This is a genomic window from Paenibacillus typhae (genome assembly GCF_900099765.1).
In the GTDB taxonomy this organism is placed as follows: Bacteria; Bacillota; Bacilli; order Paenibacillales; family Paenibacillaceae; genus Paenibacillus_AQ; species Paenibacillus_AQ typhae.
In genome coordinates, this window is sequence record NZ_FNDX01000001.1 from 35,272 (window position 1) to 53,884 (window position 18,613).

General features: G+C 54.9%; 16 protein-coding genes and 1 tRNA gene. 10 read left to right on the plus strand and 7 right to left on the minus strand.

Annotated features, from left to right (window positions below; translation table 11 throughout):
* Window positions 1–81: 81 nt before the first annotated feature.
* Complete coding sequence (locus BLR64_RS00080; protein ID WP_167360555.1) at window positions 82–1,323, plus strand: helix-turn-helix transcriptional regulator; 1,242 nt, start codon at window positions 82–84, stop codon at window positions 1,321–1,323.
* 52 nt (window positions 1,324–1,375) lie between these two features.
* On the opposite strand, the gene BLR64_RS00085 is transcribed toward BLR64_RS00080, so the two are convergent.
* Window positions 1,376–2,692 carry a histidine--tRNA ligase gene (locus tag BLR64_RS00085; protein WP_090711019.1) on the minus strand — a complete coding sequence of 439 codons (1,317 nt, stop codon included), beginning with the start codon at window positions 2,690–2,692 and terminating at the stop codon, window positions 1,376–1,378.
* A 330-nt stretch (window positions 2,693–3,022) separates the two neighbouring features.
* On the opposite strand from BLR64_RS00085, the gene BLR64_RS00090 reads away from it, so the two are divergent.
* The 3 genes from BLR64_RS00090 (at window position 3,023) to BLR64_RS00100 (ending at window position 6,467) form a co-directional block, all read left to right on the plus strand.
* Window positions 3,023–3,685, plus strand: coding sequence for an HD domain-containing protein (locus BLR64_RS00090; RefSeq protein WP_090711021.1), 663 nt, complete (start codon window positions 3,023–3,025; stop codon window positions 3,683–3,685).
* Window positions 3,686–3,734: 49 nt separating this feature from the next.
* Window positions 3,735–5,180 (plus strand): DEAD/DEAH box helicase, encoded by a 1,446-nt coding sequence (locus tag BLR64_RS00095; RefSeq protein ID WP_090711023.1) that lies wholly within the window; start codon window positions 3,735–3,737, stop codon window positions 5,178–5,180.
* A 120-nt stretch (window positions 5,181–5,300) separates the two neighbouring features.
* Complete coding sequence (locus BLR64_RS00100; protein ID WP_090711025.1) at window positions 5,301–6,467, plus strand: M20 family metallopeptidase; 1,167 nt, start codon at window positions 5,301–5,303, stop codon at window positions 6,465–6,467.
* Between the two features lie 154 nt (window positions 6,468–6,621).
* Here the strand turns inward: BLR64_RS00100 and BLR64_RS00105 are convergent, their stop codons facing one another.
* A complete protein-coding gene (locus tag BLR64_RS00105) occupies window positions 6,622–8,337 on the minus strand; it encodes an ABC transporter ATP-binding protein (protein ID WP_090711027.1) in 1,716 nt (571 codons plus the stop codon).
* A 200-nt stretch (window positions 8,338–8,537) separates the two neighbouring features.
* Between BLR64_RS00105 and BLR64_RS30500 the strand changes: the two genes are divergently transcribed.
* The gene (locus tag BLR64_RS30500) at window positions 8,538–8,639 is read left to right on the plus strand and encodes a sporulation protein YjcZ (RefSeq protein ID WP_197071419.1); all 102 of its coding nucleotides are present in this window, start codon (window positions 8,538–8,540) and stop codon (window positions 8,637–8,639) included.
* A 198-nt stretch (window positions 8,640–8,837) separates the two neighbouring features.
* The gene (locus tag BLR64_RS00110) at window positions 8,838–10,070 is read left to right on the plus strand and encodes a CynX/NimT family MFS transporter (protein ID WP_090711029.1); all 1,233 of its coding nucleotides are present in this window, start codon (window positions 8,838–8,840) and stop codon (window positions 10,068–10,070) included.
* A 65-nt stretch (window positions 10,071–10,135) separates the two neighbouring features.
* On the opposite strand, the gene BLR64_RS00115 is transcribed toward BLR64_RS00110, so the two are convergent.
* The 3 genes from BLR64_RS00115 to BLR64_RS00125 all read right to left on the minus strand — a co-directional run bounded on the left by BLR64_RS00115 (window position 10,136) and on the right by BLR64_RS00125 (window position 12,066).
* Window positions 10,136–10,894, minus strand: coding sequence for a class I SAM-dependent methyltransferase (locus tag BLR64_RS00115; RefSeq protein ID WP_090711031.1), 759 nt, complete (start codon window positions 10,892–10,894; stop codon window positions 10,136–10,138).
* A 102-nt stretch (window positions 10,895–10,996) separates the two neighbouring features.
* A complete protein-coding gene (locus BLR64_RS00120) occupies window positions 10,997–11,602 on the minus strand; it encodes a LysE family translocator (protein WP_090711033.1) in 606 nt (201 codons plus the stop codon).
* Window positions 11,599–12,066 (minus strand): Lrp/AsnC family transcriptional regulator, encoded by a 468-nt coding sequence (locus tag BLR64_RS00125; protein ID WP_090711035.1) that lies wholly within the window; start codon window positions 12,064–12,066, stop codon window positions 11,599–11,601. The genes BLR64_RS00120 and BLR64_RS00125 overlap by 4 nt, the downstream gene beginning before the upstream one ends.
* 191 nt (window positions 12,067–12,257) lie before the next feature.
* Between BLR64_RS00125 and BLR64_RS00130 the strand changes: the two genes are divergently transcribed.
* The 4 genes from BLR64_RS00130 (at window position 12,258) to BLR64_RS00145 (ending at window position 16,717) form a co-directional block, all read left to right on the plus strand.
* A tRNA-Leu gene (locus BLR64_RS00130) sits at window positions 12,258–12,341 on the plus strand.
* A 205-nt stretch (window positions 12,342–12,546) separates the two neighbouring features.
* Window positions 12,547–16,020 carry a PAS domain-containing hybrid sensor histidine kinase/response regulator gene (locus BLR64_RS00135; protein ID WP_090711037.1) on the plus strand — a complete coding sequence of 1,158 codons (3,474 nt, stop codon included), beginning with the start codon at window positions 12,547–12,549 and terminating at the stop codon, window positions 16,018–16,020.
* 24 nt (window positions 16,021–16,044) lie between these two features.
* Window positions 16,045–16,227, plus strand: a complete 183-nt coding sequence (locus tag BLR64_RS00140) for a DUF6954 family protein (protein WP_090711039.1) — start codon at window positions 16,045–16,047, stop codon at window positions 16,225–16,227.
* 91 nt (window positions 16,228–16,318) lie between these two features.
* Complete coding sequence (locus BLR64_RS00145) at window positions 16,319–16,717, plus strand: NusG domain II-containing protein (RefSeq protein WP_090711041.1); 399 nt, start codon at window positions 16,319–16,321, stop codon at window positions 16,715–16,717.
* On the opposite strand, the gene BLR64_RS00150 is transcribed toward BLR64_RS00145, so the two are convergent.
* Window positions 16,710–17,588, minus strand: a complete 879-nt coding sequence (locus BLR64_RS00150) for a TIGR03943 family putative permease subunit (RefSeq protein WP_090711043.1) — start codon at window positions 17,586–17,588, stop codon at window positions 16,710–16,712. The two genes, BLR64_RS00145 and BLR64_RS00150, sit on opposite strands and share 8 nt — an antisense overlap.
* Window positions 17,589–17,608: 20 nt before the next feature.
* A complete protein-coding gene (locus BLR64_RS00155; protein WP_090711044.1) occupies window positions 17,609–18,598 on the minus strand; it encodes a permease in 990 nt (329 codons plus the stop codon).
* Window positions 18,599–18,613 lie beyond the last annotated feature (15 nt).

Sequence of the window (18,613 nt, forward strand, 5' to 3'; positions counted from 1 at the left end):
GTATTTCAGTCCATAATAATAGTAAGAATATTATTGTGGATGTTAAGTGTACTGCTTAATGCTGAAATAAGGGGACACGGGATGTTAAAAATCTCGCGGGAAGAGGAGCTGCACACGGGAAGCGGACATGTGCGACAGCTGCAGGAGAGCTTTCTCCTGCAGCTGATACAGGAGGACTGGCCGGGCACGGAACCGGTCAGGACAAGGTTGCGCCAGCTTAAGCTGGCACCCCTTGCAGCTGAAGGCCTCAGGCTGCGGTTTGCCGCTGCCGAGCTCAAGCTGCCGCCTGAGGAAATATCACCTGCGTTCAGGCGCCGGCAGCTTGCCGCAGGTGCCGGATTCCAGCTTGTGTGCCGGGAAGCGGCAGCCGGATGGAAGCATATTTATCCGTTTGTTAATGAGGCTAATCCGCTGCAGGTCTATTTCCTGATTCCTTCCAGGGAAGGAGCTGAGCATGCGGGCCGGGCAAGCCGGTTTCTGGCGGGGCTGGGACAGAGGCTGGAGGCTGCTTTGGAACATGAGTGTATCTCAGCGACCGGTCTTGAGGTTAAGGGGCTGAAGCGGCTGAGAAATGCCTTTGCTTCCTGTCTATGCACCCTGGATATGACCGTCCGGCCCGGTATAGGGTCAGGAGCAGCAGACGCCGTAATGCCTGTCATGTCCTGGTTATCCCCGGAGGAAGAACGAAGGCTGCTGCAAATGATTGAGACTGCGGATACCTTTGCTTTTGAGCGGGAGCTGGTAGCCCTGTTTGGAACGGACGATGCTGCAGGGAAGCCGTTAGCCAACCATTTGTATCAGGGGTTGCGGCTCCTGCTCCTGCTGAACGTTGCCGCCGGAAAATTTGCCTTCAGAGGCACTGCCCTTTGTAAATATCTGTGGAACAGTCACGCTGCGCTTGCTGCCTGTACCTCTCCGGCACAGCTGGCAGAGCAGCTGTCTGCACTGGGGCTGCTGGTAATGGAAGAAGTGAAGCTGGCCCGCCAGTTCCCGGAAAGAGCGCTTGCGGAAGCCGTCAGAAAATATGTGGAGCGCAATTACGGCTGGGAGCTGCCGCCTTCTGCTGCAGCGCAGCTCTTCGGGGTGGAGGAGAGCAGCCTGAATAGGCAGTTCAAGCAGCACGTAGGCATTCCGCTCGCTGATTATACCGTAAAGATCAGAATGGGCAGAGCCGAGCAGCTGCTGCCGGATGATAGGCTGAAGCTCACAGACCTAGCACCGCTCGTCGGCTATGACAGCTCCAGCCATTTCGTCAGCGCCTTCAAGAAATACAGCGGCAAAAGTCCAAAGGAATACCGGGAGCGGCTGCAGCGGAGCCGCTAACCTCAAATAAAGAGGCCGCTCTTGCTTAACAGGAGCGGCCTCTTTATTTGAGTTAATCTGCAGAAATGCCCGGCAGAGCATCCTCCGGTCTTGCAGCGCTCTTGATCCATTTTAAAGCCTCTTCCACAGTCACCATCTGTTCTGTCTCCAGCATCATATCCCTCAGCCGGAGCTTCCCCAGCGCCGCTTCATCTTCGCCGGCCAGCAGGCAGTACCGGATGCCCTTGGCGGAGGCGGCTGCCAGTATCTTTTTGAGCTTGCGTGTGCCGGTGTCCACATTAACCCGGATGCCTGCGTTCCGCAGCACGGCAGCAGCTGTAAGTGCCCGCGGCATAGTCTCACCGATCGGAATCAGCAGCACGCCGGAATCGGCCTCCTGCACCGGACGTTCTCCCAGCAGGGCCATAATCGACTCCATGCCGAAGGAGATGCCGACCGTCGGCACACTAATATCGTCCCGGCCGACGAGCTTGCCGATGATGTTATCATACCGTCCGCCCCCGCCAAGACTTGAGGTATAGCTGCCGGTAGCATCAAAAATCTCATACACCGTTCCGGTATAAAAGGACAGGCCGCGTGAGAGGAACGGATCGAAGCTGCAGACCCGGGAGAGTCCGGTAGCATCAATCAGCTGCTGGAGCGCCTGAACCTCAAGTGCTCCAGGCTGGCCGCCCAGATCATAGCGCTCTGCCAGGGTGCTGTAATCCGCATTTTCCGTCTCCAGAAGCCTGCTTATGGCAAGCACAGCCTGTTCTGTGAGCCCTTTATCGCGGAGCTCGGCCAGCACACCCGGCAAGCCGATTTTGGCCAGTTTGTCGAGGGTCAGCATCACGGACAGGCTGTCCTCTGCAGGGACGCCGGCCGCTGCCAGGATTTCGCCCAGAAACCGGCGGTTGTTCCATCTCAGGACGATAGGGATATCAAGTCTGCGGAAGACCTCCGCAGCCAGCTGCATCAGCTCGGCCTCAGCCTGCGGGCCGGCAATGCCGGCCACATCGGCGTCGCATTGCAGGAACTCGCGCAGCCGGCCTTTTTTGACTGGACCGTCACGGAATACCTTGCCAATCTCATACCGTTTAAACGGAAAGCTGATACCGGGATTCAGCGCAACCACTTTGGCGAACGGTATGGTCAGATCATACCGCAGACCCAGCGTCCGTCCGCCCTGGTCGGTCAGCTGGTACATTTCCCGTAGAATTTCGTCGCCCCCGGCATATTTGGAGGTCAGCAGCTCCAGTTCATTCAGCAGCGTGGTTTCCATCGGTTCAAAAGCATACAGCTCAAACAGCCCGCGCAGCACGGTCTGGACCTTTTGTCTTACCGCCTGCTCGCGTCCGAAGTAATCATAGGTTCCTTTGATATTTTGCATAATAAGCAGCTCCCTTTAGTGTGGTCCGGAATGTCCGGCCAAATAAAAAACGCGCCGGACCTCGTGGTCCTGCGCGTTTCCATATTACGCAGGGAGGTCAAACGCGAATAGCGTTAGCCCTCCCTGAATGCCTTCAGGTGTGCTAACGCTGCTTGTGATGATGAAGCTGATTCTGTATGATGGAAATGCTGTTTATAAGGTTCACAAGAATCAGCTCCCTTCGAATTTGGATTAATGCACATTATAGCGGATGAATTGGGGCGAATGCAAGCGGCAAAACCGGCAATGTGCCGGATGATGTGATAACTAAAGTGAAAAGAGGCATTGTTAATGGACCATGAACAATTAATAGCGGCAGCCGAAGGCTTTGCCAAGGAACAGCTTGGCCGGGATACTACCGGGCACGACTGGTTTCACACGGACCGGGTACGGAATACAGCCGCGCTGATTGCCGGAATGGAAGGGGCGGATGTCCTCGTCTGCACGATTGCGGCTCTGCTGCATGACGTGGCTGATGAGAAGCTGAACGACTCTAAGGAAGCGGGGCTGCAAAAAGTTGCAGGCTGGCTGGAGGAGCATCTGGAGGATGCCGGGCAGACCGGACATATCATGCAGATTATCGGGACGATGTCCTTCAGCGGCGGCGGCGGAGCTCCCATGTCTACACTGGAGGGCCAATGCGTGCAGGATGCGGACCGGCTGGATGCGCTGGGGGCGATCGGCATTGCCCGGACGATGGTTTTTTCGGGGGCCAAAGGCCGTCCGGTGTACGATCCACAGGAGGCTCCGCGTGATGAATCGCTGCGGAAGGAATACCGCGACTACTCCAAGGGGACGGCGGTTAATCATTTTTATGAAAAGCTGCTGAAGCTGAAGGATCTGATGAATACTTCCTATGGACGCAAGCTGGCTGAGGAGCGGCATGATTTCATGCTGCTGTATCTGGAGCAATTTTATAAGGAATGGAATCAGGGCAGCCGGAAGCCGTTGTAATGCGAACAGGTGAAAAAGTGAATAGGTACATCAAGGAAGGAACAATGACATGAGCGAGCTGCAATTCAGAGATTACGAATTAAATGAAGAGATTATCAAGGCCCTTGACCTGCTGGGCTATTCAGCTCCTACCGAAGTACAGAGCAAAGTGATTCCGGTTGCCCTGAAGGGGCGGGATCTGATCGTCAGATCACAGACCGGCAGCGGCAAAACCGCCTCCTTCGGCATCCCCGTCTGCGAGCTGGTGGACTGGGCGGAGAATAAGCCGCAGGTTCTGGTGCTTACCCCGACCCGGGAGCTGGCTGCACAGGTCAAAGAGGACATTACCAATATCGGGCGCTTCAAGCGGATCAAGGCTGTAGCTGTGTTCGGCAAGCAGCCGTTTGCCCCGCAAAAAATCGAGCTGGCGCAGAAAACGCATGTTGTCGTCGGAACGCCGGGAAGAGTGTTCGACCACATCGAACGGGGCACCCTGCCTCTGAACCGGATTCGCTATCTGGTCATTGATGAGGCGGATGAGATGCTGAGCATGGGCTTTATCGAGCAGATTGAGCAGATCATCCGGTGCCTGCCTGAAGACCGTGTAACGATGCTATTTTCGGCGACATTACCCGAAGCCGTAAAAAGCTTGTGCCGCAAATATATGACTGACCCGGTTGATATTGAGATTGCAGCCAGCGGAATTACAACGGCGACCATTGAGCATACGCTGATAGAGGTCAGACCTGCGGCCAAGTTCGGCCTGCTGCTGGATCTGCTGACGGTGGAGAACCCGGACAGCTGTATTATTTTTTGCCGGACACAGGAGCAGGTCAATGAATTGTTCCGGGGACTGGCCGACCAGGAGCTGCCGGCGGACAAGCTGCACGGCGGGATGCTGCAGGACGAGCGGTTTGAGGTCATCAATGCGTTCAGGAGAGGACAGTTCCGCTATCTGATTGCTACGGATGTGGCTGCCCGCGGGATCGACGTGGAGAACATAACCCATGTATTCAATTACGACATCCCGATGGAAAAAGAAAGCTACGTGCACCGCACCGGACGTACCGCACGCGCAGGCAGCAGCGGCAAGGCCATTACATTTGTTACGCCTAATGAGCATAAATGGGTCGCTGACATTGAAGCCTATATCGGCTTCAGCATCCCGGCTCTGCAGGCTCCTGCGGAGCAGGCTGTGGAAGAGGCAAGGGAAGCTTTTGAGCAAAAGCTCGGCAAAAAGCAGGTCCGCAAGGCAGGAAAATCCGAAGTGATGAACCGCGACATCATGAAGCTGTATTTTAACGGCGGCAAGAAAAAGAAGCTGCGCGCGGTTGATTTCGTCGGTACGCTTGCCAAGCTTGAGGGAATGACTGCCGATGATATCGGTATCATCACGATTCAGGATAACGTAACCTATGTGGATATTCTCAATGGCAAGGGCCCGATGGTGCTCCAGGCAATGAAGAATACAACCATCAAAGGCAAGCAGCTAAAAGTGCATATTGCGAAAAAATAACAGGGATCATATGCAGCGGCAGGTGTCCGGAGCGTGACATTTTAGGCTGCAAACCCCGGCGGAATAGCGTACATTTCAACATAATTATTTGAATTTACGCTGCTGAAGGGGATGTGGAAGATGATTGACGTGAGAAGCCGGGAAGTTGCCGTTCCCTTTTTGCAGAGCCTGATTCAGGTGGATACCTGTAACCCGCCGGGCAATGAGCACCGTTTAGCCCTGCTGCTGCAGGCGTATTTGCGCGGGGAGGGCCTGGAAAGCCGTGTCATCACAGTTGAGCAGGGGCGCAGCAATCTTGAAGCGGTAGTTGCCGGCGGCGGGGGGCGGAAGCTGATGTTCTGCGGACATCTGGATACCGTCAGCCCCTGGACTGCGGAAGCCGGGAAATACCCGCCGCATGGCGCAGTGATCGAGGGCGGCCGGATGTACGGCCGGGGCACCTCTGATATGAAAGGCGGACTGGCCGCCATGCTGCTCGCCGCCGTATCGCTGAAGCAGGAGGGCATCCGGCTGGGCGGCGACCTGATCTTTCTGGCTACAGCCGGGGAGGAGGTCGACAGCTGCGGGGCCCGGCACTATGTGGAGCAGCACAGCCTCGGGGAGCTGGGCGGCCTGGTAATTGCCGAGCCGACAGGCAGCCGTGTTGCCGTCGGCCACAAAGGAGCACTATGGCTGCGGATTACGCTGCATGGACGCAGCGCCCACGGCTCCATGCCGCACCTTGGCCTGAATGCGGTGGAAGGGATGATGGAATTCATCGCGTTGATTAAGCGGCATGCGCTGGAGTGGCAGGCCCATGATCCCGTTCTGGGATCAAGCAGCCTGTCGGTTAACTCCATCACCGGGGGTGTGCAGACCAATGTGATCGCCGACCGCTGCAGCATTGATGTGGATATCCGGACGGTCCCGCCGCTGCTGCATGCAGAGCTGCTGGCCGAGATTACGGCCAAGCTTGACGGCATGCAGCAGCTGAATGCCGGCTTCCGCTATGAGGTGGAGGAGCTGCTGGACCGGAGTGTGGTCTACACCGATCCCGGCGAGGAGCTGATCCGCACTGCGCTTGTGCTTGCCGGCAGTGAAGACAAGGCGGCAGTGCAGGGAGTCTCCTATTACACGGATGCCTCCGTGCTCCATAATCACGGGAAGCTGCCCGTGCTGATCTATGGTCCCGGTGATCCCAAGCTTGCCCATCAGCCGGACGAATGGATTGATATTGAAGCGTATCTTGATTCGATCAGCTTTTACCGGGAGCTGGCGGTCCGCTTTCTAGGGGTAGCCGTAGACTAGAAGGGTTGTTGTGTAAGTCCGCTATGCCGGCATATGCTGCCGGGAGGAATGAATACTGCTGAATCTGATTGATTGCACCACAACAAAACAACCTTCCGCCGTGCGGCCGACAGGCCGGGGAGCGGAAGGTTGTTTATGTTTGAGTCGACGTGGCTTACGCGTTATACTGCGCCTGATACAGACGGCTGTAGGTGCCGCCGGCGTTCAGCAGGTCTTCGTGGCGGCCTTCCTCGGAGATGCCGTCCTCATTCACGACGATGATCCGGTCGGCATTTTTGATCGTGGTCAGCCGGTGGGCAATGACCAGAGTGGTGCGGCCGACAGACAGCTCGGCAAGAGACTGCTGGATAGCGGCCTCGGTCTCGGTGTCGAGTGCGGAGGTGGCCTCGTCCAGAATCAGAATCGGCGGGTTCTTCAGGAACATCCGGGCAATGGCCAGACGCTGCTTTTGACCGCCCGACAGCTTCACGCCGCGTTCGCCGATGATGGTGTCCATGCCGTCCGGCAGGCTGTTGATCAGGTCCTCCAGATGGGCGCGTCTGGCGGCTGTCCAGATTTCGTCCAGCGGCGCATCAAGCTTGCCGTAGGCGATATTCTCGCGGATGGTACCGGAGAACAGGAACACATCCTGCTGCACGATCCCGATCTGCTTGCGCAGGGAATGCAGCTTCAGGTCGCGGATATCGGTCCCGTCCACGGAGATGGCACCGCCGGTGACATCATAGAAGCGGGGGAGGAGGCTGCAGATGGTTGTTTTCCCGGCACCGGATGGTCCGACAAAAGCAATGGTCTCCCCGGCATTAACCTTCAGGCTGATCCGGTTCAGCACAGGCCGGTCTGCCTCATAACCGAAGCTCACGTTATTAAAGACGATGTCGCCGCGCAGGGAACCTGCATGGGTGGCGTCCGGCTTATCGGCAATGTCCGGCTCGGTGTCAATAATTTCAAGATAGCGCTTGAAGCCGGCGATGCCCTTCGGGTAACTCTCGATTACGGCATTGATTTTTTCAATCGGCCGGAAGAAGATATTGGACAACAAGATGAAAGCGACGAATTCCCCGATCGCAAGCTCACCCTGGATAAAGAACCAGGCGCCGCAGATCATCACTACGATCGTAATCAGCCGGGTCATCATGTAGCTGACCGAAGAGCTTTTGGCCATCAGCTTGTATGCCATCAGCTTGGTCTGGCGGAACCTCTGGTTGTCTTCAGCGAACAGCACCTTCTCATGCTCTTCATTGGCAAAGGACTGCACCACGCGGATGCCCCCGACATTATCCTCAATCCGGGCGTTGAAATTCCCCACATTGCCAAAAAGATTATGGTACGTAGAGGTCATATTGCGTCCGAAGTAAATGATCACCCAGGCCATAATCGGCACAATAATGAAGGTAATCACAGCCAGCTGCAGATTAAGATCTGCCATAAGGATAAACGCACCGACCAGTGTCATTACGGCAATGAACACATCTTCCGGACCATGGTGGGCTACCTCGCCAATATCGTTAAGGTCATTGGTGATCCGCCCGATCAGATGACCGGTTTTATTGTTGTCGAAGAATCGGAAGGAGAGCTTCTGAATATGGTCGAACATTTTTTTACGCATATTGGTTTCGATGTTGATTCCCAGCATATGCCCCCAGTAAGTGACCACGTAGTTCATTACAGTTGTCAGGGCATAAATCGCGAGCAGGGCGATACAAGCCAGCAGAATCAGCGGCCAGTCCTTGCCGGGCAGCAGCTCATCGATAAAGGTATTCACAGCTACCGGAAAAGCGAGCTCCAGCAGCCCCGCCCCCACCGCACAGGAGAAGTCGAGAATAAACAGCCCTTTGTACGGCCGGTAATAGGAGAAAAAACGACGCAGCATCTCTTGCTCACTCATTTCTGTATGTATTGTTAGTTGAGATTCATTCTCAACTGTCTTATTCTTAGGATACTAAAGAGGGTTACCGGATTTGTCAACCTTTGTCATGCGCCAAGGGGCAGGAATTCGTGCCGCTTCACCCAGTCCAAGCCGGATACTAAGACATATGTTATGGATATTCCAGAAAAAAGGAGGAGTTAAGCATGAGCGAAAATGTCGGCGGATACAGCCCATTCACTTCAACTGGCGCCATTCTGGTTTTGTTCATCCTGCTCGTAATCATTACTAAATCCCTCTGGGTATAATGGAGCGGATCCATCCGGCTGAACCTGCCAGTCTCAGGACTGGCAGGAGCGGTGTACATATCGGGCGCAGAACGTTAAAAACTTATGCAATTGAAGTCAGGCGGGGTTATAATATAACAATCTGTGTGAGAAAATTGGTCTGTAGCAGCTGACAATCACCGGTTGTCAGCCGTTTGTACTGCAATCAGGAGGATCATCATGACTGTAAAATCTCAAGCCCGGACATCCGCAAAGCCAGGTATGCCCGGAAACCGAACCGCCTCCAGCCGGCTCCTGCTGGTGCTTGGAATCTTGTTTGTTGCAGCTGCCCTGCGGGCGCCGTTCACCTCTGTAGGACCGTTGCTGGGCCTGATCCGTGACGATCTGGGGCTGTCCAATACGCTGGCCGGGTTTATTACAACCCTGCCGCTGCTTGCATTTGCCCTGCTGTCGCCGTTTGCGCCGCAGCTGGCCCGCCGCTTTGGCCTGGCCAACGTGCTGCTGCTGGCCATGCTGACCTTGGCTGCCGGTATCCTGCTCCGTTCAGCTGCGGGCTCCGTTGCCTTTTTCACAGGCACCGCACTGATCGGACTGGCTATTGCGGTCTGTAACGTCCTGCTTCCCGGACTGATCAAGGGAAGATTTCCCGCACGGATCGGCCTGATGACCGGAATGTATACCGTGTCAATGAACCTGTGTGCGGCGGCAGCTTCGGGCTTCAGCGTTCCGCTTGCGGGACAAGCAGGGTTAGGGTGGCGGGGTACATTGTCGCTCTGGTTTGTTATCGCTTTGCTGGCGATACTATTCTGGCTTCCGCAAATGAAAGGCTTTGTCCAGGGCAGCGGGTCACACGCCGCCAAATCCTCGTTAAACGTCTGGAAATCACCGCTGGCCTGGCAGGTTACCTTGTTTATGGGGCTGCAATCCCTGCTCTATTATGTGCTGATTTCCTGGTTCTCGGTAATTCTGGGTGAACGCGGCATGTCGGCCGGCCACGCCGGCTGGATTCTGTCGCTGATGCAGCTGGCCCAGCTGCCGTTTACCTTTTTTGTGCCGCTGCTGGCCGGACGGATGAAGAACCAGCGCAGTCTGGTCCTAATCACTTCTATATTGTTCTTAATTGGAATCCTTGGCATCTGGCTGGGCAGCACGGCCTGGATGGCGCTGTGGGCGGTCTGCATCGGCATCGCCGGCGGCTTCGCCTTCGGGCTGGCCATGATGTTCTTCAGCCTGCGGACCCGCACAGTCCAGGAGGCCAGCGAGCTGTCCGGGATGGCCCAGTCTGTCGGCTATCTGCTCGCAGCCATGGGGCCTGCGCTGTTCGGACTGCTGCATGATGCCACGGACAGCTGGAATCTTCCGCTCGGCCTGCTGGCCGCCGCAGCTGTGCTTCTGTGTGCTGCCGGGCTGGGAGCAGGGAGAGACAGACAGGTTGGCGGCCTGTCCCAGTAACAGATGAAACAGGCTATTACATTGAAAGAGCGCACCGGTATGATGCTTCCGGTGCGCTCTTTTTTTTAGCTCTTTACAGCAACCAGCCGGATTCGCCGGTAATCCATTACCCAGACGCCGTCACGGAACAGCTGCGGTCTCAGCTCCTGCTCCATGAAGGCCAGCACTTCTTCACGCTGGACCGGGGTAAGCACACTCAGAATCCCGTCCGCGAATGTATTCAGCCAGCTCCTGAAGCCCTGCTCACCGCCGGCCAGCGGAGTCGGACGGTCATAGCAGAGTGCAAGGCTGGCAATCAGCCCGTTCTGCTCCAGCAGGGTAGTGTACTCTGCGATTCCGGGAAAATACCAGGGCAGCGCAAGCTTATCCGGGCATCCGGCCGCTGCGAAGGCGCGCGGCAGCCCCCGGGTGACCGAGGCAATATTGCCCTGGCCGCCGAACTCGGCAATAAAGCGGCCGCCGGAACGCAGGCTTGCGGCAATGCTTGCCGCAGCTCCATTGGCATCGGTCAGCCAGTGCAGGGCCGCGTTGCTGAACACGGCATCGGCAGATGGCTGAGCTATATAGCGCTGTCCGTCTGCCAGGATGAACTCAAGCTCCGGATGCTTGCTGCGGGCTGCAGCGATCATTTCAGGCGAGGCATCGATGCCGGTAACTGCAGCGCCGTAGCCGGCAATGACAGCCGCGAGGTCCCCGGTGCCGCAGCCCCAGTCCAGGATGCGCTCACCGGCTGCCGGCTTCAGCAGTTCAACCAGGGATTGGCCGTATTGTGAGACGAAGGCCATATCTGCATCATAGGTTCCGGTATTCCATTTCTGATTCATATCGGTAAAACTCCTCTCCGGTTACAGTGGGATAAGTATGTTGTAACACGGCCGGGACTTATAAGTGAAATATATAAAGATTATAAACTTAATTGTTTATACCTATTGAAGCGCGTTGAATATGCCATAGATGCTGAACAGGATAAGTACGGCAGCGGAGATTCGGCTTAGAATACGGGTGAAAGAATCAGGAAGCCTCCGGCTGATCCCTTTTATGATTAGAGCCAGGAGCAGCCACCAGCAGAAGGAGCCAAGGGCTATGCCGGCAGGCAAAAACAGGGAGCTTCCGGTTCTGCTGCCCAGGGAAGCAGACAGCGCCATGAAGCTCAGGACCGTAGCGGGATTAGCCAGCGTAAGCAGAAACGAGGTAAGCAGACTGAACAGCATTCCGCTGCGCGCAGTCTCCGGCATAGCAGCGGCTCCCGCTGTCCGCCAGGCCTTTAATCCGAGATAAGCGATGAACAGGGAGCCGAGCAGCTTCAGCGGCAAGGCATATGCAGCGGTAAAGTCGCCCACCGCCTTGAAGCCGGCCACCGTTACCAGCGCATAAAAGGCATCAGCCAGCGCAATGCCTGCCCCTGTGGCCAAACCGGCGGACAATCCCTGCCGCAGTGTCCGGTTCATGCAGAGCAGCGACATCGGACCGACCGGTGCAGCGACAATAAAGCCGAAGCCCACGCCGCCCAGCAATGCGGGCCAGAGGGTCATGATATGCTGTCTCCATACGGAAGGTGAACATTCGGTGTCTCCTTGACGGTCCCAAGGATAATGGTCGTCCTCGTCCGCACAATACCCGGCAGACCCTTCAGTTCTTCACTGATAATCCGGTCGAGGTCCCTTGTTCCCCTGCAGCGGATTTTCAGGATGTAGTCATCATCACCTGCCGTATGATGGCATTCCTGAATTTCCGGCAGCCCGTGTACGAGCGTAAGAAAAGCCTGGCGGTGTGACGGGCGTTCAAGGGAGACGGCAACGAGTGCAGCGAGGCTGTAGCCCGTTGATTCAGAATCGATCAGAGCCGTATAGCCCTTGATGACCCCTTGCTCCTCCAGCCGTCTTACACGGTCAGCGGCAGCAGGAGAGGAGAGTCCGAGTATTCCGGCCAGCTCAGACCAGGTGATCCTTCCGTTAGCCATGAGGATATTGACGATCTTTTTATCTAAAGAATCCATGTCGATAATCCTTTCATTATTAAGTTTATTTGAATTATAACTTAATAAAAATAACTTGACTATGACTTTTTTCTTATGGATTGCAGGATGATTATTGAATCAGGAGAAGATTAATAAATAATTCTTGCAATTCATCTGGAAAGAGTGTATATTCTTAATTACGGTGATTGAATCACTATGATACATAATATGCGGTCGTGGCGGAATTGGCAGACGCGCACGGTTCAGGTCCGTGTGGTAGCAATACCGTGGAGGTTCGAGTCCTCTCGACCGCATCAGCTTTATCACGAAACCCTTCAGCAGAAGGGTTTTTCGTTTTTTTAACGATCATTAATCCCTCAGTCACGCTTGTGATTGGGGGATTTTGTGCAAGCGGTGATCCGGCTCCAAACAGGACTTCAGTTCGGCAGCGGATCGGCCGAAAAAAAGGTATACTAGGAATGAGCCAACACCCCCGAATGTACAGAGGAGGCAATATCTTTGTCTGATATCCTTTATAAAACCTTATATATGCGGTCTTCTACCGGATTTGCGGTCGTTTCGCTTACGAACGGAATGATCGAGCTGGCGAATCCCGCTTTATGCAGTATGTTCGGATACAGTGAAGAGGAGTTTCTCAGCCTACGGTATCTTGATATTACCTGTATGGAGAAGAAAGACCAGGCTGACCAGGAACGGGTGATGAGGCTTCTTCTGCAGAGTCCCGGTGCGACTGTGGACAGTGAAGAACGGTTTATCCGCAAAAACGGCGAAATCTTCTGGGTCTCGCTGCACTTGTTTCTGACTTTTGATGAGGCTGCAGGCACTCCCGTCTATATGATTGCGGAATTGCAGGATATTACGGAGCGTAAAAAGGCGGAGCAAAGGGTGAGGGAAGAGTATAACCTGTATAACCTGATCACCCGGAACACTCCGGATATGATCTCCCTGGCTGATCCGGAAGGGACGATAATATATGTCTCTCCTTCCGTAGAGAAGATGCTTGGGTATCCCGCGCATGAAATGATCGGCAAAAAAAGACTTGAATATTACCACAATAAAGATGCCGCTGAGATGATGGAGCCCGGCAAGCTTTATTCAGATAAAGATGTATTTACCAGAAGGGTCCGCCATAAAAACGGCGATTATTTATGGATTGAAAGCTCCTTTCAGGTTATGCGCGATGACCGGGGGGAAGTGGAGCAGGTGCTGACTGTTGCCAGAGATATTACGGAGCGCAAGAAATATGAAGACATGCTGGCGAGTGCCCAGTTTCTGGCCAAAATGGGCTCCTGGGAGTGGAATCACGCCCGTAAGCAGATGACGGTATCCAAGGAGCTGCGTCATATTTTCGGGCATAAGGGGGACTGCAGCAATCATTCCCTGTACGATCCCAAGCTGATGCAGGACTCGATTCATCCTGAGGATTTACCTGAAGTCATGCGAGCGATACACAAATGCCTGAAATCCGGGGGGAGTGACAGCATGACCTTCCGGATCACAGCAGCAGACGGAACGGATAAATATATAAGCGCCCACTGGGAAGCGGTTCCGGATGATAACGGTAAAACAAGGCAGATCAGCGGCGTCGTCCAGGATGTGACTGCACACCGGATTATGGAGGAGCAGCTGCGCGAGAGCGAGCAGAATTACCGGCTGATATCAGAAAACTCCCAGGATTTTATCACACGGAATGCGACCGATGAGGATGCCACCTATCTGTATGCCTCCGCCGTGTGCCAGCAGATGTTCGGCTATACGCCTGAGGAGATGGTCGGCACGAAAGGGATGGGATATATTCATCCTGAGGATGAAGCCAGAGTCCGGCAGTATATAAACGACGGGATGAAAGGATTGAAGCTTGAGCCGATCGTATTCCGTTTTTTGTGCAAGGACGGGTCTTATCTGTGGGTGGAAACGACTGTGCGCCATATCCGGTACGGCCCCGGAGAAACCGCCGAAATTATCGGTGTAACCCGGGATGTCTCGGAGCGCAAGCAGTATGAGCTGAAAATGATGGAAAGCGAGAACCGCTACAAGTCATTGTTTGAATATAACCCTTCTGCCATCATAGCGATGAATCTGGAAGGCTGCATCCAGTCACTTAACGCCAGTCTGCTGCATCTGACCGGTTATTCCCGGAGCAGCCTGCTGCACTCCTTCTACAGCGAGCTTATTGATCCGGAGGAGCTGGATTTTGTTACAGAGAGATTTACACGCGCTGCCGGCGGGGAAGCACAGACCTTTGAGAGCAGGCTGATCCACAAGAATGGGCACCAGGTCGAGGTGAGTATGATTTATGTGCCGATTATGCTGGATTCCCGCGTAGTTGGTGTGTTTGCCATTACGAGCGATATCACAGAACGCAAACGGCATCTGGAACAGATTGAGAAGCTGAGCTATGAGCATGCACTGATCCTTAACTCTGTTACCGAGGGTATTTTCGGCATAAGCCTGGAAGGGGAGACGGTCTTTATTAATCCTGCTGCCTCCGCGATGCTGGGTTATGACTCCGTTCAGGCCGGAGGAAGCAGTGAGCTGCATGCGATACAGCAGACCTGGCTGGACGGAGAGCCTTACCCGGGAGGCGGCAAGACACTGCCTGAATGGTTCTCTGAGCATCTGTCCTATGAAGAGAAAGAAGGGGTATTCTGGCGTCTGGACGGCTCCAGCTTCCTCGTCAGATACCGGATGACCCCGCTATTCGACAACGGGGAGCGGAAAGGCGTTGTTGTCGTATTCCGCGATATTACCGAAGAAAAAGCTATTGTACGGGCCAAGGAGTCAGCCGAACAGGCGGACCGTGCCAAATCGGAGTTTCTGGCGATTATGAGCCATGAGCTGCGCACGCCGATGAACGGCATCATCGGGATGACGGATCTGCTGACGGGCACGGAGCTTAGTGAAGAGCAGGAATACTATACGCAAATTATCAACAAGAGCAGTGCGTCCCTGCTGCATATCCTGAACGAGGTGCTTGATTTCAGCAAAATAGAGGCTGGCATGATGACTGTCGAGCTGCAGGCCGTTGATCTCCGGCAGGTGATGTCTAACGTAACGGAAATCTTTTATCCGCGGGTAAAGGAAAAAGGGCTTGTGCTCCAGACGGAGATTGACTCTGAGCTTCCGCCGCTCCTGGTAACCGATGAGGGGAGACTGCGTCAGATTCTTATCAATCTGGTCGGCAATGCCGTTAAATTCACGGATGAAGGAACGGTCAGCATGACTGCGCGGCTGGAAGCGGTCCGGGAGAACGGTACGGTTATCCTCAAATTTATTGTAAAAGATACCGGGATCGGCATTGCCCCGGCCAGCCAGGGTCTGCTGTTCCAGTCCTTTTCCCAGCTCCATCCCTCCATTAACCGCAAGTATGGCGGTACCGGACTGGGACTTGCGATCAGCAAAAAGCTGGTCGAGCTGCTGGGCGGAGCCATCGGAGTGGACAGCCGGGAAGGGGAGGGGGCAGCGTTCTATTTTACCATTGAGGCACTGATTCCGCGGGAGGATTCTGCCAGGGAGCTCATAACGGCAGGTGAAGGGGACAAGCAGGTAACGGTGCAGAACAGGCGCAGCGAGTACTCGTTCGGTGAATTTGGGCCCCTGTCGATCCTGATTGCTGAAGATCATCCGGTCAATCTGCAGATTATGCAGGCTTTTCTCAAGAAGCGGGGTTATCATGCAGATACAGCCCTCAACGGCGAGCAGGCGGTGGAAGCGGTGCGTTTGCGCCGCTACGATCTAGTCTTTATGGACATCCAGATGCCGCTGATGGACGGTATGGAGGCAACCATGCGGATCAGGGAAGAGCACGGCCTGTATCCGGTAATTGTGGCTGCTACCGCTTTTGCCCAGAAGGAAGATAAGGAGATGTGCCTGAGAGCGGGAATGCAGGATTTCATCTCCAAGCCGATTCGTTCAGAAGAGCTGGACAGGGTGCTGCGGGAATGGTCGGCCCAGCTCCGTAAACAGGAATGACCGCGTGCGAAGGGGGACAAATAAATGAAAGGGCTCGTGTATACAGGGTTTGCGGTTATGTACGCACTGGTTGCATTTTTTGGGATAGGCCCGGTGCTGTTTGCGGACGGGACGTTAACTGAACGGATTGTGACACTTGTTGTGGTACTGCTGATCTTTGTCCTGCTTACGCTGGGCCTGCTGCTTGTGAGGAGACGTCTATCATAAACATTGACAATCTTTTCTTGGCTGGCTATATTTATATTATCCGTAATTGTTACGTATAAATATAGTCAGCGAGAGGATCTTTGCACCGGTTATGATGAAACGCGGCGATTTTATATTGATTGTTCTGGTTCTGCTGCTTGCAGGCGGAATCTATGGAGTCAAATGGCTGGACGTACGGGGGGAGCACTACGAGCAGGGGGACCTGCAGGCCGTGATTACTATCAACGGCAAAGCCTACCAGACCGTTACGCTGACCAAGGAAGAACAGACCATTGATATTCAGACCAAATTCGGCCATAACATTCTCAAGGTATACGACTATGGTATTCAGATGACCTATTCGGATGCCCCGCTGCCGATTGCGCTGGACATGGGGTTCATCTCCAGGCCGAAACAGCAGATTATCTGTATTCCGGCCAGACTGATGGTTGAGGTTGTCAATCCGGATGCCTCGATCGATAATGACGAGGAGCTGGACGCCGTTATTTAGCCTCGGTTACTCCCGGGCTGCTGCTGATCTGCTCCCAGGCGGCGACAGAATCGGCATTGGAGTAAACATAAGGCGTCGAAGGCTGAGGAATCGGAGTTACGGTCTCGGGAATAATCTGAACAACAGTTTTACCTTGATATTCAGCGGTATGAAGCTTGCCCCGCACCTCAATCCAGGTGTCTGCGGGCAGGCTTATTTGCGTCTGCGGATCAAGCAGAATGCCAAACGGCGTCGCGTCTGCCGTGCAGCACTGCACCAGAAAACGGCTTACCGCAAAAGAATCACCGCCTGCCCCCTGTTCACGGTACAGGAAGCCTGAGACTGCGACTTCCTTGCCTTCAAACTGCTCCTTATACAGGTCGATGGCCCCGAAGGTTTCGGAGAAAATCTCGGGATGCACCTGGATTACAGGCTGTTTGTACAGCTTTCCTGCAAGCTCGGCGAATTCCTCCTGGTACGGGTTTGCGGCGGCGAACCGTTCCTCCCTTCCTTCCTCAGGTGAAACGTAGGTCAGGGAAACCCCTTTTCTCGCTGCTGCAGCCGTCCCCAGCGCCCGGTCCGGCAGCACAAAGCCGAGCAGCAGCGGCAGCAGGAACAGGCCGTATAGAGCAGTACTCTTGAACATGGACCGGGGCAGCTGGTGCTCACAGTCGCAAAGTGCACTGCTTTTTCCGAAAAGGGCCTGTATTCCAAGACTTACGGCCATCAGCGACAAGGGCACCGGACAGAGCCGGATCCAGCGGGCCAGCTTGGGGGCGACATAATAGTGCAGTGCATCCTGCTGGCTTAAATGTGCAATATACAGTGCAAAACCGAGCAGAAGGACCGCCCTGAGCAGATAATGCACACGGATGCTGCGCGGGTCGTTCATAGGGACCTCCTGAAAGTGGACTAAAGCCAGAATGATGCCAGCACCGAGCCGATAAAAACGGCCGAGAAAATAAGAAAGAACAGATAAAAGGCAAATCTGGTTTTGAACAGCGAGAGCATCATCAGCGAATTTTTGAAATCAAGCATCGGCCCGAGCACCATGAAGGCCAGAAGGGAGCCGGACGGGAAGGTATGCAGGAACGTGGCCGCGACAAAAGCGTCCGAGGTCGAGCAAAGGGACAGTACAAAGGCAAGGCCCATCATGAACAGATACGAGCCCAGCGGCATGCCGCCGATGGCTTCGAGGCTGCCGTGATCCATAAAGGTCTGGATACCAGCGGTCAGCACGCAGCCGATGATTAAATATTTGCCCATCTCAAAAAATTCATCCGAAGTATGGACAAGCACGGATACGAGTCTGCCCCCGCGGGCGGAGAGTTGGTGTGCCTCGCCGCTTTCCCGCCGGATGGACAGCCGCAGCGGCGACTTGGTTACGGTAGCGTATATGATGAGCCCAACGGCTGCTGCTACGGCAAAAGCCAGTCCCATCCGTGCATATGCTAGCCAGGGGTGAGTGCGGAACGCGGTCAGTGTAGCCCCGTATACGACAGGGTTCAGGATCGGGCCTGACAGAATGAATACAATGGCGACATACAGCGGCATCCCCTTCTGCATCAGCCGGCGGACAAGCGGGATCATTCCGCATTCACAGACGGGAAACAGGATGCCGAGCAGGCAGCCGAACAGGATTGCCGGGACCGGCCGCCGCGGAATCCAGCGCGAGATCCATTCGTCCGGAACGAACACGCGCAGCAGCGAGGACAGCAGGGCTCCCAGCAGCACGAACGGCATGGCCTCCAGCAGAATGCCGATGAAGGCGGTTTTGAAGCTGTGGATATATGCGTTCTCCAGCAGCTCCGGATGCTCCGGCAGCCAGACTATGCCAAGGACGATCAGGAAGACGGCGGGAACAAGCAGCGGCAGTATTTTTAGCGGAAAAAAGGATGTCAATGCATGTTAGCTCCT

Coding starts and splice junctions, on each gene's coding strand:
- BLR64_RS00085 (WP_090711019.1), bottom strand. CDS start 2,692: ATGCAAAATATCAAAGGAACCTATGATTACTTCGGACGCGAGCAGGCG.
- BLR64_RS00095 (WP_090711023.1), top strand. CDS start 3,735: ATGAGCGAGCTGCAATTCAGAGATTACGAATTAAATGAAGAGATTATC.
- BLR64_RS00145 (WP_090711041.1), top strand. CDS start 16,319: ATGATGAAACGCGGCGATTTTATATTGATTGTTCTGGTTCTGCTGCTT.
- BLR64_RS00140 (WP_090711039.1), top strand. CDS start 16,045: ATGAAAGGGCTCGTGTATACAGGGTTTGCGGTTATGTACGCACTGGTT.
- BLR64_RS00105 (WP_090711027.1), bottom strand. CDS start 8,337: ATGCTGCGTCGTTTTTTCTCCTATTACCGGCCGTACAAAGGGCTGTTT.
- BLR64_RS00110 (WP_090711029.1), top strand. CDS start 8,838: ATGACTGTAAAATCTCAAGCCCGGACATCCGCAAAGCCAGGTATGCCC.
- BLR64_RS00115 (WP_090711031.1), bottom strand. CDS start 10,894: ATGAATCAGAAATGGAATACCGGAACCTATGATGCAGATATGGCCTTC.
- BLR64_RS00125 (WP_090711035.1), bottom strand. CDS start 12,066: ATGGATTCTTTAGATAAAAAGATCGTCAATATCCTCATGGCTAACGGA.
- BLR64_RS00150 (WP_090711043.1), bottom strand. CDS start 17,588: ATGAACGACCCGCGCAGCATCCGTGTGCATTATCTGCTCAGGGCGGTC.
- BLR64_RS30500 (WP_197071419.1), top strand. CDS start 8,538: ATGAGCGAAAATGTCGGCGGATACAGCCCATTCACTTCAACTGGCGCC.
- BLR64_RS00120 (WP_090711033.1), bottom strand. CDS start 11,602: ATGACCCTCTGGCCCGCATTGCTGGGCGGCGTGGGCTTCGGCTTTATT.
- BLR64_RS00100 (WP_090711025.1), top strand. CDS start 5,301: ATGATTGACGTGAGAAGCCGGGAAGTTGCCGTTCCCTTTTTGCAGAGC.
- BLR64_RS00090 (WP_090711021.1), top strand. CDS start 3,023: ATGGACCATGAACAATTAATAGCGGCAGCCGAAGGCTTTGCCAAGGAA.
- BLR64_RS00080 (WP_167360555.1), top strand. CDS start 82: ATGTTAAAAATCTCGCGGGAAGAGGAGCTGCACACGGGAAGCGGACAT.